The organism is Pacificibacter sp. (genome assembly GCF_039769035.1).
Taxonomy (GTDB): Bacteria; Pseudomonadota; Alphaproteobacteria; order Rhodobacterales; family Rhodobacteraceae; genus Celeribacter.
The window spans coordinates 1-15,793 of the sequence record NZ_JBDMZG010000157.1; the positions used below are offsets into that span (position 1 = coordinate 1).

The following is a 15,793-nucleotide window of genomic DNA, read 5'->3' on the forward strand; positions in this document are numbered from 1 at the left end:
GAAGACGCACTTACATCACGCGGCTAGCCAACAAGGGCGTTGGGGTAAGGTTGTTGGCAGAGCTGGCGGGGCATTCCCATATATCCACCACTCAGAGATACATCGACGTCAATTCTGAGCAGTTGAGCGAGGCGGTTGAGTTACTTTAAAAACTTTCGACCCTAACCTGCCTTTCAATCAATCTGCCACGAAAATCCGCTTTAGCCCAAGGTGCGATTGCTTTATCGCCGCACATATCACGGTAAGTTACGGTTATCAGACTTCGTATGGAACTATAATTGCTGTGCAATTTGTTAGTTTAACTTGCGGCTCTCAAGATCTCGAGCAGATCCATGTGAGTTAGCGGGAACGGGTTTCCTTTCATAGAAGACGCCTTGGCTGCGGCGTTAGCGACCTCGTCATAATCATCGCAAGAAAGCCCCAAACCCTGAAGGCTGCGCAGGCCCAGCGTTGCCGACCACTTTCTGAGTTCGGCAATCCCGCAACTTTGACGACCCATGGCAAAGTGGGTGCCAATTTGCCGTCGCACCCAACTTATCCGTTTGTGAATGTCAGTGTCTTTTTTTGCTTTTTTCAAATGACTTTCGAGCACGGCAGGCAGCAAGGTCCCGCAAATTTCGCCATGTGGCGCATTGGTTTGCCCCCCGATGACACCAGCAAAGCCGTGAATAGCCCCCAGCCCTGCATTTGCCAAAGCCAAGCCGCCACAGGTACTGACCCAAGCCATTGCGTCCCATGCGTCAGGGGAATCGTTTTCGACAACGTCACGCAACACGCTCAAACCAACCGGAATAGCCGCTCTGCAAATCGCGTCGGTCATCGGGTTTGATTTGATCGATAGGTAAGGCTCGATCACCTGTGTGACAGCATCCAACCCTGCGGCAAGTGTCACATGTTGCGGCGCGCCTTGCATTAGGCCCGCGTCAACAATGGCAATCTGCGGGATCATGCGTGGGTCGCGTAAGCTGACCTTCAGGCCACGTTCAGGCACAGAAATCACGGCGTTCTTCGTCACTTCTGCACCAGTGCCTGCTGTGGTCGGCATTGCAATCATCGGAATTGGCGAGGCGTCCAGTGGGCGGCCATCTCCTACGACTTCAAGATAACTTAGGGCAGGCCCCGCGCAGGGGATCAGGGCTGCCAGCGCCTTGGCAAAGTCAATGACGGACCCTCCACCAAGCCCGATCACAACCGCCGGACGGAACCCTTGCAGCCCCCCCAAGGCACGTTCGATATCGGGCAACGACGGTTCATTCTGGCAAGCCATTGTTTTTATTGTGAGTCCCGCGTCACGGCAAGACGTCACCAGCCATTCGGCCCGCTTGGCATTGGCCCCATGAATTAAAAGAACGGTTTCGCCAAAGCCAATTGCAATGCTCGCCGCTTGCTGGCTTTGACCGCGTCCAAAGTGGATGGTTTGGGGGCTGGAGAATGAAAACATCGATCTATTGCCTTATGAAGCGAGTGCCAAATTGGCAGAAACGTAGCGATTGGCCATCTGCGACAGCGGGACCGGATTAATCTTACCGGCCATGCCCGCCGCACCAAATCGCTCGAACCGATCTTTGCAGACGGCGGTCATCGCGTCGACACCTGGAGCAAGATATTTGCGCGGGTCGAACTCGCTTGGGGTCTCAGCAAACACCTTACGAATGGCCCCCGTCAGCGCCATGCGCAGATCAGTATCAATATTAACTTTGCGCACTCCGTGCTTGATGCCGCGCTCAATTTCCTCAACAGGCACGCCCCACGTGGGCGCGATTTGTCCGCCATAAGTGTTGATGATATCTTGCAGGTCCTGTGGGACCGATGACGAGCCATGCATTACCAAATGCGTTTCAGGAATACGTGCATGGATCGCCTGAAGCGCATCCATCGCCAAGATGTCACCGTCTGGCTTTCGCGAAAACTTATAGGCCCCATGCGATGTGCCAATCGCGACTGCTAGCGCGTCAACTTGCGTCAGGCGCACGAATTCAGCAGCCTCATCAGGGTCCGTCACCAAAGATGCGCGGTCCATGACGCCGTCAAATCCGTGACCATCCTCAACCTCACCTTTTCCAGTCTCAAGCGAGCCTAGATGCCCAAGCTCCCCTTCTACCGAGACACCGACAAGGTGCGCCATCTCGGTCACCTTTGCGGTCACTGCGACGTTATAGGCAAAATCGGCAGGTGATTTGCCGTCACCCTGCAACGATCCGTCCATCATCACCGACGAAAACCCATTGGTGATCGCGGACATACATGTGGCAGGCGAATTGCCGTGATCTTGGTGCATGCAAACAGGGATATGCGGATAAAGTTCGATGGCCGCGCGGATTAAATGCGACAGCACGATATCATTGGCAAAAGCACGTGCACCACGGCTGGCCTGCATAATCACCGGACTATCTGTCGCGTCAGCCGCAGCCATAATCGCCAACATCTGTTCCATATTGTTTACGTTAAATGCAGGTAGCGCATAGGTGTGCTCTGCCGCATGATCGAGTAATTGGCGAAGTGAAACGAGGGCCATACTGTAAATTCCTATTGCGCAGTCGCGCGTTCAGTCGTGTGATAAGTGATGAGCCGTTCAACCTCGGACCGCGACCCAAGAATGACGGGGACCCGCTGGTGCGGACCTGTGGGCGCGATATCTAAAATTGGGGTATGCCCCGTAGAGGCCGCTCCACCCGCTTGTTCAATAATCATGGCCATGGGATTAGCCTCATACATCAGCCTGAGCTTGCCACCCGCATTGCGGTTATTGCTATCGGCGGGATACAAAAAGACGCCGCCACGCGTCAAAATGCGGTGGATTTCGGCAACCATTGATGCAGTCCAGCGCATATTGAACGACCGAAGCCGCACACCCTCTTCGCCTGCGACACATTCGTCGACGTAGCGACGCACAGGCGCGTCCCAATAGCGATAGCGCGAGGTATTGATCGCGAATTCGGACGTCTCGGCAGGCACTTTCATATCGGGGTGGGTTAGTCGAAAATCTCCGGTGCCATGCTGACAGGTAAAGCCAGCGACCTTGCCACCAACAGTAAGAACAAACATCAACGAAGGGCCATAAATCGCGTATCCCGCGCAGACCTGATAACGCCCTTTGTGCAGGACATTGCGGTCCCCGTCCGACTGCACCTGCATCACCGCGAAAATGGAGCCAACGGACAAATTCACATCCAAATTCGACGAGCCATCCAAAGGGTCGAAATACAGCAGATAGTCCCCTGCCTCGGGATCCTTCAACCACGTGACTTCCTCGACTTCTTCCGACACGAGCGCCGCAAGGTGCGGGCTGTTTGCACAAATCCGCTCAAACTCATCGTTCGCCAAAATATCGAGAGTCTTTTGTGTCTCGCCTTGAATGTTTGTCGCATTGGCAGAGCCAAGGTTGCCCTCAAACGCACCATTGCGCACATGGTCCGCGATGACGCGACATGAACTCGCGATATCTTCAAGCAGGAAGATCAGGTTAGGGTCTAATGCGCTTTGCGTCAAATAGCGCCGCAGGGTCATATCAGTCAAATTACTTCCTCAAAAACTCATCGTGGCATGGACGGCCTTTTTCCAAGACGCATATTTGTCCTGCCGCGTGGCCTCTTCCATTTTCGGTGTAAATTCGGTTTCGCAGGCCCACCGCGCGGCGAACGTCGCCTGATCAGGATAGAGACCAACATGCATGCCCGCGAGCCAAGCGGCACCAAGGGCAGTCGTTTCGCGAATTTTGGGGCGATCGACTGGTGCGCCAATAATATCGGACAGAAATTGCATCGCCCCATCGCTTGCCGACATGCCGCCATCAACCCTCAAGGTCGGTTGCACGCCCGTCGCTTGCCAATCGGCAGACATAGCTTCTAGCAAATCACGCGTCTGATACCCCACACTCTCCAGCGCGGCCTTAGCCATTTCAGCAGGGCCCGTGCCGCGTGTCAGTCCAAAGGCGGCGCCACGGCATTCGGCATTCCAATAAGGTGCGCCCAGTCCCACAAAGGCTGGAACAATCACAACATTCTGATGCGGGTCGGCTTGCGCTGCCAGCGCTTGTGTCTCGGCCGCGTCGCTGATGATATGAAGGCCGTCACGCAACCATTGCACAACAGCGCCCGCCACGAAAATCGAACCTTCCAGCGCGTAAGTTGGCTTACCGTCCAACTGATAGGCAATCGTGGTCAATAGGCGATTTTTCGACACAACAGGCGTCTCGCCTGTGTTCAAGAGCGCAAAACAGCCCGTGCCATAGGTTGATTTCATCATGCCCGGCTCAAAACAGGCCTGTCCCACCGCAGCCGCTTGCTGATCACCTGCAACGCCGCAAATCGGGATTGGCACACCAAAGATGGCCGCGTTGGTCTCGCCGAAATCAGCAGCGCTGTCTTTGACCTCGGGAAGCATCTGCATCGGGATATCAAGCAGATCGCAGATGGTCTTGCTCCAGCGTCCCTTGCGGATATCGTAAAGCATTGTGCGCGCGGCATTCGTCGCGTCTGTCGCATGAACCGCACCGCCCGTCAGCTTCCAAATCAGGAAACTATCAACCGTGCCAAACAGCAATTCGCCTTTGGCCGCGCGGTCGCGTGCCCCGTCGACGTGATCCAGAATCCACTTGAGTTTGGTGCTGGAGAAATAGGGATCCACCAGCAGACCGGTGCGGGCGCTAATCATATCGGCATGGCCTGCATCGCGCAAAATCTGGCACTGATCGGCGGTGCGCCTGTCTTGCCAAACGATCGCGTTATAAATCGGCACGCCCGTAGTCTTGTCCCACACGATCGTGGTTTCACGTTGGTTGGTGATGCCAATGGCGGAAATCTGCGCGGTGGAAATATTAGCGCCGGACATGGCATCACTGCATGTGGCCATTGTCGTGTCCCACAGATCATAGGGATCGTGCTCGACCCAGCCAGATTGTGGAAAATGTTGTTCGAATTCGCATTGCCTGCTGGCGACAACCGACATCGCACTATCAAATACAATTGCACGGGTCGAGGTCGTGCCCTGATCAATGGCGAGGATATAAGTCATGTGAGGCCCCTAGGTGTAGGTTGCAAGAAGTCGACAACCACAAGGATGTGACGGCGCATAAAACTAAGTTGTGCGGGATAGCAAGGTATCCGGGGCCAACACCGTGGCCCCGGATGTTTAGCTTACTGCCAAGATTTGATCAGCTCGTCATACGCGATGGTGACGGGCGTTTCATTTTCATCGGCAAGCTGTGCCTTTGGCGAACCAGGCTGGTCAAGCCAGAATGACGGATCGCTTTCTTCGTTCATAACCGGGCCAAGTTCACCCTGAACGCCAGACCGCTCCAAACGGATCAGCACTTTTTCCTGATCTTCGCAAAGTGCGTCAAGCGCCTCTTGTGGAGTCTTTGCACCGGACATTGCGTCGCCGATGTTCTGCCACCACAGCTGAGCCAGCTTTGGATAGTCAGGAACGTTGGTGCCTGTTGGCGACCACTGAACCCGTGCTGGTGAGCGATAGAATTCGATCAAGCCACCCAATTTCGGCGCACGCTCGGTAAAGCTTTCGTGCTGGATCGTTGATTCACGAATGAATGTCAGACCAACATGGCTTTTCTTCACGTCCACAGTCTTGGATGTCACGAACTGCGCATAAAGCCACGCAGCTTGCGCACGATCAACAGGTGTCGATTCCATCAGCGTCCATGAGCCGGCGTCTTGGTAGCCGATCTTGGTGCCTTCGGTCCAATATGCACCGTGTGGCGAAGGTGCCATACGCCACTTTGGCGTGCCATCTTCGTTCATTACAGGCAGATCAGGTTCGATCGACGCTGCTGTAAACGCAGTATACCAGAACATCTGCTGTGCGACGTTGCCTTGTGCAGGAACAGGGCCAGCTTCAGAGAACGTCATACCAGCAGCGGCGGGTGGAGAATACTTTTCCAACCATTCGATTGCTTTGGTAACAGCGTAGACGGCTGCCGGGCCGTTGGTGGCACCGCCACGCGCGACACAAGAGCCAACAGGCTGGGACTTTTCATTGACGCGGATACCCCATTCGTCAACTGGCAGGCCGTTTGGCTCGCCTACGTCACCAGCGCCAGCCATGGAAAGCCACGCGTCAGTATAGCGCCAACCCAAAGACGGGTCTTTCTTGCCGTAGTCCATGTTACCAAAGACGTCGCCTTCAACACCCATGCGTGACAAGTCACGACCAGTGAAAAATTCCGCGATGTCTTCATAGGCAGTCCAGTTCACAGGCACGCCAAGCTCGTAGCCATACTTCGCAAGGAAGTCTGCCTTGTTCTGCGCGTCGTCGAACCAGTCAGCACGGAACCAATAGAGGTTCGCAAACTGTTGGTCTGGCAACTGATAGACTTTGCCATCCGGACCTGTTGTGAAATCAATACCGATGAAGTCTTCCAGATCAAGGTTCGGATTGGTGACGCCAGCGCCTTCGCCTGCCATCCAGTCGGTCAGGTTGCGCGCTTGCTTATAACGCCAGTGCGTGCCGATCAGGTCAGAGTCGTTGATATAGGCGTCATAGATGTTTTCGCCCGACTGCATTTGTGTCTGCAGCTTTTCAACAACGTCGCCTTCACCGATCAAGTCATGCGTAACCTTGATGCCTGTGATGGCTTCAAACGCAGGTGCCAGAACGGTGGACTCATACGTGTGAGTCCCAATCGTCTCGGAAACTACGTTGATCGACATACCAGCATATGGTGTTGCCGCGTCGACAAAAAACTGAAGTTCAGCTTCTTGGTCGGCGCGTGAGAGCGTCGAAAGATCGCCAATCTCAGTATCAAGGAATGCCTTAGCGGCATCCATATCGGCGAACGCAGGTGCGGCAAGCATGCAAGCAGCTAGGCTTAACGCAGTCGTTCCTTTAAGTCGCAAGTTCATTTTTGTTCCTCCCTAAAAATAGAACATTCAAGACAATCCCACTCTTGCAAACTGGATTGCCCATAGTGCCGTCCCTCAAACCCAGCGGAAAACCGCAATGGCGTAAAAGAGACATACGATCAGTGCTCCCCATTGGGGGGCGCTGAGTAGTCCAAGCCAAGCCAAATTGATAAAGGCCGAGCCCAGTAGCGTGATGAATAATCTGTCACCGCGCGTCGTTTCGATCCCAAGGACACCGTTACGCGGCACCTCGGGATATTTGATTGCCAAGATCGTAAAGGTGATCAAGGTCAGTGCGATCACGCCAAAGAAAGCGGCGGTCGGCCAAGTCCATGCCATCCAGTCCATTGTTTTTCTCCTCTTTCTTTTCTTACACGCGACCCAGGGCAAAGCCCTTGGCGATGTAGTTGCGAACAAAATAGATCACCAAAGCGCCCGGAATGATGGTGAGAACACCCGCGGCAGCGAGAACCCCCCAGTCGATCCCCGCAGCACCGACTGTGCGTGTCATAGTGGCGGCAATTGGTTTGGCGTTCACCGATGTCAACGTCCGGCTGAGCAGTAGTTCAACCCATGAGAACATGAACAAGAAGAACGCCGTCACACCGATCCCTGATGCCACGAGTGGTGTAAAAATACGCAAGAAGAACCTCGGAAACGAATAGCCGTCGATATAGGCTGTCTCGTCGATTTCCTTAGGCACGCCGCGCATGAACCCTTCCAGGATCCACACCGCCAGCGGCACGTTGAACAAGGCGTGCGCCAAGGCCACAGCGATATGAGTGTCGAACAAGCCGACCGAGCTATAAAGCTGAAAGAATGGCAGTGCGAAAACCGCAGGTGGGGCCATCCGGTTGGTCAGCAACCAAAAGAACAAGTGCTTGTCGCCCATGAACGAATAGCGGCTAAAGGCATAGGCCGCAGGCAGGGCAACAACCAATGAGATAACCATGTTCATGACGACATAGATCATCGAGTTCACGTATCCCATATACCACGACGGGTCCGTCAGGATCGTGATGTAGTTGTCGAACGTCAAGTCTTGCGGCCAAAGTGTGAAGCTGTTCAAAATCTCCGAATTGTTCTTCAGGCTCATGTTCAAAAGCCAATAGATCGGCAAGAGAAGGAACAGCAAGTATAGGCCCATTACGATTGCATTGCCCTTGATCTTTGGTAGGGCAAAGCCGCGCTTTGTTGCTGTGTTTGTAAAGTCAGACATCAGTGGCCATCCCTTTTATCGAGGTTCGTCATCACAGTGTAGAAGACGTATGAAATCAGCAGGATCACGAGGTAATACATAATCGAGAACGCGGCTGCGGGGCCAAGGTCGAATTGTCCAAGCGCCATCTTGACCAAGTCAATCGACAAGAACGTCGTCGAGTTACCTGGACCACCACCTGTCACCACAAAGGGCTCGGTGTAGATCATGAAACTATCCATAAAGCGGAGCAGGATCGCGATCATCAGCACGCCCATGATCTTGGGCAGCTCGATAAAGCGGAATACTTTCCAACGGCTGGCTTGGTCAATCTTTGCAGCTTGATAGTAGGCATCAGGGATAGACTGCAAACCCGCATAGGCAAGCAACGCAACCAGCGATGTCCAGTGCCAAACATCCATCACGATGACAGTCGCCCATGCCGCAAAGAAGTCTTGCGTATAGTTATAATCGATCCCCAATGCGGCCAGCGTATAGCCAAGAAGCCCAATATCAACGCGCCCGAAAATCTGCCAAATCGTGCCGACCACATTCCAAGGAATTAGCAAAGGCAGCGACATCAAGATCAGACAAGTGGAAGCCCAGAATCCTTTTTTGGGCATATTCAGCGCCACAAAAATGCCCAAGGGAATTTCAATCGCCAAAATGATGGCCGAGAACGCAATTTGGCGACCAAGCGCATCCCACATGCGCTCGGATGCCATCATTTCCTTAAACCAGTCGAGGCCCGCCCAGAAAAACTTGTTTTGTCCAAAGGTATCTTGGACCGAATAGTTCACGACCGTCATCAGCGGGATAACCGCCGAAAAGGCGACGAGCAGAAGCACAGGTAAAATCAGAAACCAGGCCTTTTGATTGACTGTCTTATTCATGACGGGTTCCTTTTAAAGGGGAGCAGAATACCTGTGTCATCACGCCACCTCGGGCGCGACGCGCCAGCTATTGGAATAGACGTTGATGCCAGCGGTATCGAAAACAACGCGGTTCATATCGGGCGAGATATTTTCGCCCTCTCCCGCCAAAATGTTGATCTCCGTGCCTTGGAAATCAGCGCGCACAATCTTGTGGCGACCGACATCTTCAACCCGCTTGATTGTGACGGGCAATCCAGCATCACACGCACTCAGCGAGGTGAATTCGGGCCGCACACCCAGTTCAACGTTCCCAGCAGGGCGGCCAAAACCTTTGCCCAGTGCGATTTGTGTCCCGCCAATGACAGCGGTATCGCCTTGCACTTCGGCAGCAAGCACATTCATGCCCGGAGACCCGATGAAGTAACCAACAAACGTATGCTCAGGGGTCTCGAACAATTCTTGTGGCGTGCCCATTTGCACAACGCGGCCATCATACATGACAACCACTTTATCCGCGAAGGTCAGCGCCTCGGTCTGGTCATGGGTCACATAAATCATCGTGTGGCCAAACTCGTGGTGCAGTGATTTGAGCTGCGTGCGCAACTCCCACTTCATATGCGGATCGATCACCGTCAGCGGCTCGTCAAACAACAACGCATTCACGTCTTCACGCACCATGCCACGACCAAGCGAGATCTTTTGCTTGGCATCTGCTGTCAAGCCACGCGCCTTGTGGTTCAGGCTGTCTTCCATCCCGATCATCGCGGCAATCTGCTGCACGCGGTCTTTGATATAGGTCGGATCCGCACCACGGTTTCGCAGTGGAAACGCCAAGTTATCGCGCACGGTCATCGTGTCATAGACCACGGGGAACTGGAACACCTGCGCGATATTGCGCTGCGTCGTGGGCGCGTTTGTGACGTCCTTATCGTTGAACAGAATGCGCCCTTGACTGGGGTGCAACAGGCCAGAAATGATATTGAGCAAAGTGGATTTCCCGCACCCAGACGACCCAAGCAGGGCATAGGCCTCGCCATCCACCCAATCGTGATTTAACTCTTTAAGCGCATAGTCGTCTTCATGCTTTGGGTTCGGCAGGTAGGAATGTGCCAGATTTTCGAGGGTAATTTTTGCCATTGTTCCGTTCCCTCAAACTGCAGCTGCATAAGACGCAGGGGCGACAGAGGTGCCGTCTTGCGCAAAGATATAAACGTGAGCTTGATCCAGATAGACGCTCAGTGGCGCACCAATTTTCAAATTCTTAACGCCGTGCACGAGGCCGACCCAGTTTTCGCTGTGATGCTTAAGGTGGATAAATGTCTCCGAACCCGTGATCTCGGTCACATTCAACTTGCCCGTAAATTCCAGCGCGTCGGGCGCTTCTTTGTTTAGCTTTAGGTGGTTTGGACGAAAGCCCGCGACATAACTGCCGTCGCCAAGCCCTGCAAAAGCACCCAAGGTGGCACTGCTCAGCTGCCCATCTGCAAAACGGATTTGATTGCCAGCCTTTTCAAACTTCAAAAAGTTCATCGGTGGATCCGAGAAAACCCGCGCGGTCGTCGCATTCACTGGCTGGCGATAAACGATCGGGGTCTTGTCAAATTGCGTGATACGGCCTTCCCAAATCGTGGCGGTATTCCCGCCTAGCAACAGCGCCTCTTCAGGCTCCGTGGTCGCATAAACAAAGATTGAACCCGCTTCTTCAAAAATCTTCGGGATCTCTGCGCGCAATTCTTCGCGCAATTTATAGTCGAGGTTTGCCAAGGGCTCATCTAACAACACAAGGCCCGCATCTTTCACCAACGCCCGTGCAAGCGCACAACGCTGTTGCTGACCACCAGAAAGAGCGAGCGGTTTACGATCCAGAAACGGGGTGAGCTTCATAAGGTCAGCGGCCTTTTTCACGGCAGCATCAATCTGATCGGCGGATTGTTTCAACAGCCGCATCGGGCTGGCGATATTCTCGTAAACGGTCATTGACGGATAATTGATGAACTGCTGATACACCATCGCGACACCGCGATCTTGCACACGCATGCCAGTGACGTCTTTGCCGCCCCAGATCACCTTGCCTGCATTAGGCACATCAAGCCCCGCCATCAGGCGCATCAATGACGTCTTCCCAGACGACGTTGGCCCAAGCAACACGTTCATTGTGCCCGACTGCAGCTCCAAATCAGTGGGGTAAATATGTGTCTGGCCATTCATGACCTTCGACACGCCCTCTAAAACAAGTGACATTTCTCTCTCCCCTTTTCGCAGCTTACACTGCGTGCTGCTGTGACGACGTAGCAGGCGCTTTTGCCAGCGATGCGTCAAGCACGTCAATTTCTTGTGTCGTCAGACGAAGACCTAGTTTTGAGCGACGCCAAACGATATCCTCCGCAGTTCGCGCAAATTCGTTTTCAACCAGCCAGTTCACTTCCCGCTCAGTCAAGTTCGCCCCGAAGTTTTGACCAAGATCAGCCTCAACCTTCGCGTCGCCCAGCACATTGAATGCATCCAGACCGTAAGCTTTGATCAAACGGGCGACCCAAGTGGGGCTCAGAAAAGTATACCGCGCGGCTAGTCGCTGTGTCAGCGCGTCAACCCCGTCCACCGGAAAATTTCCACCCGGTAATGGCACGCCTGCGGTCCAGGGCTTGCCCGCTTTTGGAAAGAATGGCGTGATCTTTTCCAAAGCCGTTTCAGCCAGCCTACGGTATGTCGTGATTTTGCCGCCAAAGACATTCAGGATTGGCGCGCCGGCCGACTGATCAACCTTTAACACATAATCGCGGGTTGCCGCAGTGGCCGAGCTAGCGCCATCATTATAAAGCGGTCGCACGCCGGAGTAGGTCCAGACGACATCATCTTTTGTGACGTCATTTTTTAGATATTTGGACGCGAACGCCAAAAGATAATCCTGCTCTTCGGGCGTGCAAACTGGCTTTTGATTAACATCTGTATGGTCGGCATCGGTCGTGCCGATCAATGTGAAATCGGTCTCGTAAGGGATCGTAAAGATGATCCGCCCATCTTCACCTTGAAAGAAATAGCATTTGTCATGGTCATAAAGTTTGCGGGTCACGATGTGACTGCCGCGCACAAGCCGCACACCTTCAGTGGAATTGATCCGCACGGTGTTGCGGATAATATTTTCCACCCACGGGCCACCAGCATTCACCAACATACGTGCCTTCACGACGCGCGGGGTGCAACCTTTTGGTTCTAGGACCACATGCCAAATGCCGTCAATCTGCTCTGCCGATGCAACCTTGGTGCGGACATTGATCTTTGCGCCCCGGGCTTGGGCGTCGCGAGCATTAAGGGCAACCAAGCGGCTATCTTCGATCCAGCAATCCGAATACTCAAAAGCCTTCTGAAAGCGGTCCTCAAGTGGTGACCCCTCAGGTGTCCCGTTCAGGCTCAAAGAGGTTGTCCCCTTCAAAATCTTACGTCCACCAAGATTGTCGTAAAGGAACAACCCAAAACGAATGAGCCATGCAGGCCTGCGCCCCTTCATCCACGGCATCACAATATTCAAAACCTTCGACGTCGGTGTGTCGCCGTCAAAGCGCATGTCTTCATGGTAGGGCAGCACGAACCGCATCGGCCAAGAAATGTGTGGCATCGCTCGCAACAGCGTCTCGCGTTCAATTAACGCCTCACGCACAAGACGGACTTCCCAATACTCCAGATAGCGTAGTCCGCCGTGGAAAAGCTTGGTCGACGCAGAGGACGTGGCCGAGGCCAAATCGTTCATTTCAGCCAACTCAACGCTGAGCCCGCGACCGACCGCGTCACGGGCAATACCGCATCCATTGATGCCGCCACCAATAACAAAAAGGTCGACGACGTCGTGAGTTTCACGTTGGTCCACTGAAGCCTCCCCGCATTCATATTCCGCCACAGCCTCCAGCTTGCGACGTAACGTCTATCAACACTGAATTAGAAACTAACGCAATAGCGAATGCTCGCTTTCTTTCGTTTTTTCCTAACACGCTGAAAAATGAGGCGTTTTTATTTGCGATGCGCCCCTAATTGTTCAATTTCAAACACGTTGACGCGAATCGAACTCTTGACGTTTGGCCAAAGCTGTTGGTTATTACTGGGAAACGGACACCGCAGCCTTGGCGTGCGTTGCGGTAATGCGAGTGAGGAAGCCATGGTCTCGAACTTCAGACAACGAGAGATACTCGAACTGGCCCGTAAAGACGGAAAAGTCACGGTTGACGGCCTTGCAGAACTCTATGATGTGACCGTCCAAACCATCCGTCGCGATCTGTCCGATTTGGCAGACAGTGGACGACTTAAACGCGTGCACGGGGGCGCAGTTGTCCCTTCGGGCGTCATCAATATTCAATATGAAGAACGCCGCAAGTTAAACGAGGCTGGCAAGAAGGCGATTGCTGTCAGATGTGCGCAGGAAATTCCCAATGGTGCCTCGGTCTTTATGAACATCGGAACCACCACCGAGGCCGTAGCGCATGAACTCCTTGATCACGAAAACCTGCTCGTCGTGACCAACAATTTGAACATCGCAAATATTCTGGCTGCAAATCACAGCAGTGAAATCATCTTGGCTGGCGGCGTCCTGCGACGCGCAGACGGCGGCATTGTCGGCGGGTTGACCGTGGAGATGGTGAAGCAATTCAAGTTTGATTATTCTGTCCTTGGCTGCTCTGCAATTGATCCAGATGGTGACCTGCTTGATTTTGATGGCCAAGAAATCATGGTCAGCAGCACCGCTATCAAAAGATCCCGCAAGGTCATGGTCGTCGCGGATCATATTAAATTCGAACGCAAAGCGCCGCTCACGATCTGCTCTCTGAGCGATGTAACCATGCTCTTCACCGACAGCAGCTTGTCCAAGGATCTTATTTCCAACTGCACTAACTGGGGGACAGAAGTGATTATTGTCTGATCAGGTAGAAATCGCATTTGGAGGCGCTCGTTTGAAAAATCGCGACAACACAGGCTGGATTTTCGTCTTACCCGCAACGCTTGTGCTTGGACTCATCGGGCTGATCCCCCTAATCACAGTGATTAACTATTCCTTCTTCGAAATCTTCATTCTCGATACGCGTTTCTGGGTCGGAACGGACTGGTATACAGAAATAATTGGCTCTGGCCGCTTCTGGGCTAGCTTTGGCCGCAGCACTTTATTCTCGGTCCTGATCCTCGCGATCCAAATTCCACTTGGCATCGCGATTGCTCTTTGCATTCCCCGGGAAAAATTCTGGGTTGGCATCACACTCGCATTCATAGCCCTGCCGCTCCTTGTGCCGTGGAACATGATCCCGTCACTCTGGCTCAGCCTGCTCAACCCAGACACCGGCATTTTGGGACGGCTGTTCCCGCAATTTGGCTGGCCTGCCGACTGGAAATTATCCGTTGTGCATACTTGGGCGGTGATCATCGCGATGGATGTTTGGCATTGGACCAGTCTTGTGGTGATCCTGTGTTACAGCGCGCTCACCACAATTCCCGCCGCCCATTATCAAGCCGCAGCAATCGATAGCGCGGGCCCTTGGCAGGTGTTCCGCTTCATTCAGCTGCCAAAACTTTACAACGTGCTTCTTATGGCAATCCTGTTGCGGTTCATGGATTCATTCATGATCTACACCGAGGCATTTCCGATCAACGCGGGCGGGCCAAACGGTGCGACCATGTTCCTCGCCGTTGATCTTGGCGAAGAGATCAAGGCCTTCAACTATGGCCCCTCCGCCGCGCGCTCCGTGATCTATTTCCTGATAGTTTTGACGGTAGCATGGACCTTTAGCAAAGCCCAAGGCAGGCTTGATCGCGCAGAGGCAGCATGAAGAGTCCGCTGAAATATTTGTCTGTAATGAAACGAACGCTCTTACTCAGCTTCATTGCCTTTGCGTGCTTACCACTGATCCAAATGACCTTGATTAGCTTCATGGCGACATTGCCGACGCCCGCCACCGAGGTCGGCACCTTCACGTTTTCAAACTACGCAGGCATCTGGACCGATCCCAACTTGCGCTCGGCTTTCATCAATTCGATTGCCTATGTGCTGATCAACATCATGATCACCATCCCCGTCGCGATCCCTGCTGCCTATGCGTTTTCTCGCCTGTCGTTCGTTGGCGACAAGCACCTTTTTCTGGCGTTCATCGCCTTTCGTATCACTCCGCCTGTCGTACTCACTTTGCCAATATTTCAGTTATTTTCATCCCTCGGCATCGTGAATTCAGTCTTTGGCATTGGACTGGCACATTGCTTGTTCAACCTGCCAATATCGATTTGGATTTTGCAGGGGTTTATTTCGGCTACTCCTAAGGAAATGGATGAAACCGCATTTCTGGATGGGTATTCGCGCCCACAATTTATTTGGAAATTTCTAATGCCACAGATCGCCTCAGGCATCGCGGTCACAGCATTCTTTTGCTTCATGTTTTCTTGGGTTGAGGTGGTTTTTGCGCGCATCCTGACAACCACCAATGGCAAGCCAATCAGCATGGCAATCAATGCGCTCTTTGGTTTTCAGACCGATATTGGATTGGTGATGGCAGTAACTGTCGCATCAGTTTTACCTGGCGCTGCATTGCTGTTTGCGATGCGCAATCATCTATCTAGAGGCTTTAAGATTGGCCACGTTTGAAGTGTTCTTGGAATCCCATGCAGGTTGACAACATCACTGACCTTCTGGACACATTTTTACATTATCGAAGGTGTAATTTCTCTTGGCTGTCATGGAGAATGAATTTACCGCAAATGAAAACTTGGCCCGATGCAGCGTTTGACAGCCTCACTCGCTAGATGCACCAATGTCCGCTTAGAGGCGAAGCTGTGAAATCCTTGGTTACAAAAAGCATTTTCCAAGCTTTATGTTCCCAACAATGTCCGCACAAAAC

15 protein-coding genes are annotated in these 15,793 nt (G+C 53.1%); 4 read left to right on the top strand and 11 right to left on the bottom strand.

Annotation, left to right across the window (positions count from 1 at the left end; all coding sequences use genetic code 11):
* A partial coding sequence (locus ABF287_RS13590; protein ID WP_347185554.1) for a tyrosine-type recombinase/integrase occupies positions 1-149 on the top strand: 149 nt, incomplete at its 5' end.
* Positions 150-298: 149 nt separating this feature from the next.
* Here the strand turns inward: ABF287_RS13590 and ABF287_RS13595 are convergent.
* The 11 genes from ABF287_RS13595 to glpD all read right to left on the bottom strand — a co-directional run bounded on the left by ABF287_RS13595 (position 299) and on the right by glpD (position 12,792).
* Positions 299-1,441 carry an iron-containing alcohol dehydrogenase gene (locus ABF287_RS13595; protein ID WP_347185541.1) on the bottom strand — a complete coding sequence of 381 codons (1,143 nt, stop codon included), beginning with the start codon at positions 1,439-1,441 and terminating at the stop codon, positions 299-301.
* A 12-nt stretch (positions 1,442-1,453) separates the two neighbouring features.
* Positions 1,454-2,515, bottom strand: a complete 1,062-nt coding sequence (fba, locus tag ABF287_RS13600; RefSeq protein ID WP_347185542.1) for a class II fructose-bisphosphate aldolase — start codon at positions 2,513-2,515, stop codon at positions 1,454-1,456.
* Positions 2,516-2,526: 11 nt separating this feature from the next.
* A complete protein-coding gene (locus ABF287_RS13605; protein WP_347185543.1) occupies positions 2,527-3,516 on the bottom strand; it encodes a class 1 fructose-bisphosphatase in 990 nt (329 codons plus the stop codon).
* A 9-nt stretch (positions 3,517-3,525) separates the two neighbouring features.
* Positions 3,526-5,013 carry a glycerol kinase GlpK gene (glpK, locus tag ABF287_RS13610; RefSeq protein ID WP_347185544.1) on the bottom strand — a complete coding sequence of 496 codons (1,488 nt, stop codon included), beginning with the start codon at positions 5,011-5,013 and terminating at the stop codon, positions 3,526-3,528.
* 122 nt (positions 5,014-5,135) lie between these two features.
* Entirely contained in the window at positions 5,136-6,857 is a 1,722-nt protein-coding gene (locus ABF287_RS13615; RefSeq protein WP_347185545.1) for an ABC transporter substrate-binding protein, read from the bottom strand.
* Between the two features lie 75 nt (positions 6,858-6,932).
* Complete coding sequence (locus tag ABF287_RS13620) at positions 6,933-7,205, bottom strand: DUF2160 domain-containing protein (RefSeq protein WP_347185546.1); 273 nt, start codon at positions 7,203-7,205, stop codon at positions 6,933-6,935.
* Between the two features lie 22 nt (positions 7,206-7,227).
* Positions 7,228-8,076 (bottom strand): carbohydrate ABC transporter permease, encoded by an 849-nt coding sequence (locus ABF287_RS13625; protein WP_347185547.1) that lies wholly within the window; start codon positions 8,074-8,076, stop codon positions 7,228-7,230.
* Positions 8,076-8,948, bottom strand: a complete 873-nt coding sequence (locus ABF287_RS13630; RefSeq protein WP_347185548.1) for a sugar ABC transporter permease — start codon at positions 8,946-8,948, stop codon at positions 8,076-8,078. The genes ABF287_RS13625 and ABF287_RS13630 overlap by 1 nt, the downstream gene beginning before the upstream one ends.
* Positions 8,949-8,987: 39 nt before the next feature.
* Positions 8,988-10,067, bottom strand: coding sequence for an ABC transporter ATP-binding protein (locus tag ABF287_RS13635; RefSeq protein ID WP_347185549.1), 1,080 nt, complete (start codon positions 10,065-10,067; stop codon positions 8,988-8,990).
* A 12-nt stretch (positions 10,068-10,079) separates the two neighbouring features.
* Positions 10,080-11,171: an ABC transporter ATP-binding protein gene (locus ABF287_RS13640; RefSeq protein WP_347185550.1), complete on the bottom strand. Its 1,092-nt coding sequence runs from the start codon at positions 11,169-11,171 to the stop codon at positions 10,080-10,082.
* A gap of 22 nt (positions 11,172-11,193) precedes the next feature.
* Positions 11,194-12,792 carry a glycerol-3-phosphate dehydrogenase gene (gene glpD / locus ABF287_RS13645; protein WP_347185551.1) on the bottom strand — a complete coding sequence of 533 codons (1,599 nt, stop codon included), beginning with the start codon at positions 12,790-12,792 and terminating at the stop codon, positions 11,194-11,196.
* A 285-nt stretch (positions 12,793-13,077) separates the two neighbouring features.
* On the opposite strand from glpD, the gene ABF287_RS13650 reads away from it, so the two are divergent.
* From ABF287_RS13650 to ABF287_RS13660, 3 genes are read left to right on the top strand one after another with little or no spacing between them, the layout of a single operon-like run.
* Complete coding sequence (locus ABF287_RS13650) at positions 13,078-13,836, top strand: DeoR/GlpR family DNA-binding transcription regulator (protein WP_347185555.1); 759 nt, start codon at positions 13,078-13,080, stop codon at positions 13,834-13,836.
* A gap of 31 nt (positions 13,837-13,867) precedes the next feature.
* Positions 13,868-14,734: a sugar ABC transporter permease gene (locus ABF287_RS13655; protein WP_347185552.1), complete on the top strand. Its 867-nt coding sequence runs from the start codon at positions 13,868-13,870 to the stop codon at positions 14,732-14,734.
* A complete protein-coding gene (locus ABF287_RS13660) occupies positions 14,731-15,540 on the top strand; it encodes a carbohydrate ABC transporter permease (protein ID WP_347185553.1) in 810 nt (269 codons plus the stop codon). The genes ABF287_RS13655 and ABF287_RS13660 overlap by 4 nt, the downstream gene beginning before the upstream one ends.
* Positions 15,541-15,793: the final 253 nt, after the last annotated feature.

What these genes read in the sequence shown, in the direction of transcription:
- ABF287_RS13595 (WP_347185541.1), bottom strand. Translation starts at nt 1,441, where the DNA reads ATGTTTTCATTCTCCAGCCCCCAAACCATCCACTTTGGACGCGGTCAA.
- fba (WP_347185542.1), bottom strand. Translation starts at nt 2,515, where the DNA reads ATGGCCCTCGTTTCACTTCGCCAATTACTCGATCATGCGGCAGAGCAC.
- glpK (WP_347185544.1), bottom strand. Translation starts at nt 5,013, where the DNA reads ATGACTTATATCCTCGCCATTGATCAGGGCACGACCTCGACCCGTGCA.
- ABF287_RS13615 (WP_347185545.1), bottom strand. Translation starts at nt 6,857, where the DNA reads ATGAACTTGCGACTTAAAGGAACGACTGCGTTAAGCCTAGCTGCTTGC.
- ABF287_RS13620 (WP_347185546.1), bottom strand. Translation starts at nt 7,205, where the DNA reads ATGGACTGGATGGCATGGACTTGGCCGACCGCCGCTTTCTTTGGCGTG.
- ABF287_RS13625 (WP_347185547.1), bottom strand. Translation starts at nt 8,076, where the DNA reads ATGTCTGACTTTACAAACACAGCAACAAAGCGCGGCTTTGCCCTACCA.
- ABF287_RS13630 (WP_347185548.1), bottom strand. Translation starts at nt 8,948, where the DNA reads ATGAATAAGACAGTCAATCAAAAGGCCTGGTTTCTGATTTTACCTGTG.
- ABF287_RS13635 (WP_347185549.1), bottom strand. Translation starts at nt 10,067, where the DNA reads ATGGCAAAAATTACCCTCGAAAATCTGGCACATTCCTACCTGCCGAAC.
- ABF287_RS13640 (WP_347185550.1), bottom strand. Translation starts at nt 11,171, where the DNA reads ATGTCACTTGTTTTAGAGGGCGTGTCGAAGGTCATGAATGGCCAGACA.
- ABF287_RS13650 (WP_347185555.1), top strand. Translation starts at nt 13,078, where the DNA reads ATGGTCTCGAACTTCAGACAACGAGAGATACTCGAACTGGCCCGTAAA.
- ABF287_RS13660 (WP_347185553.1), top strand. Translation starts at nt 14,731, where the DNA reads ATGAAGAGTCCGCTGAAATATTTGTCTGTAATGAAACGAACGCTCTTA.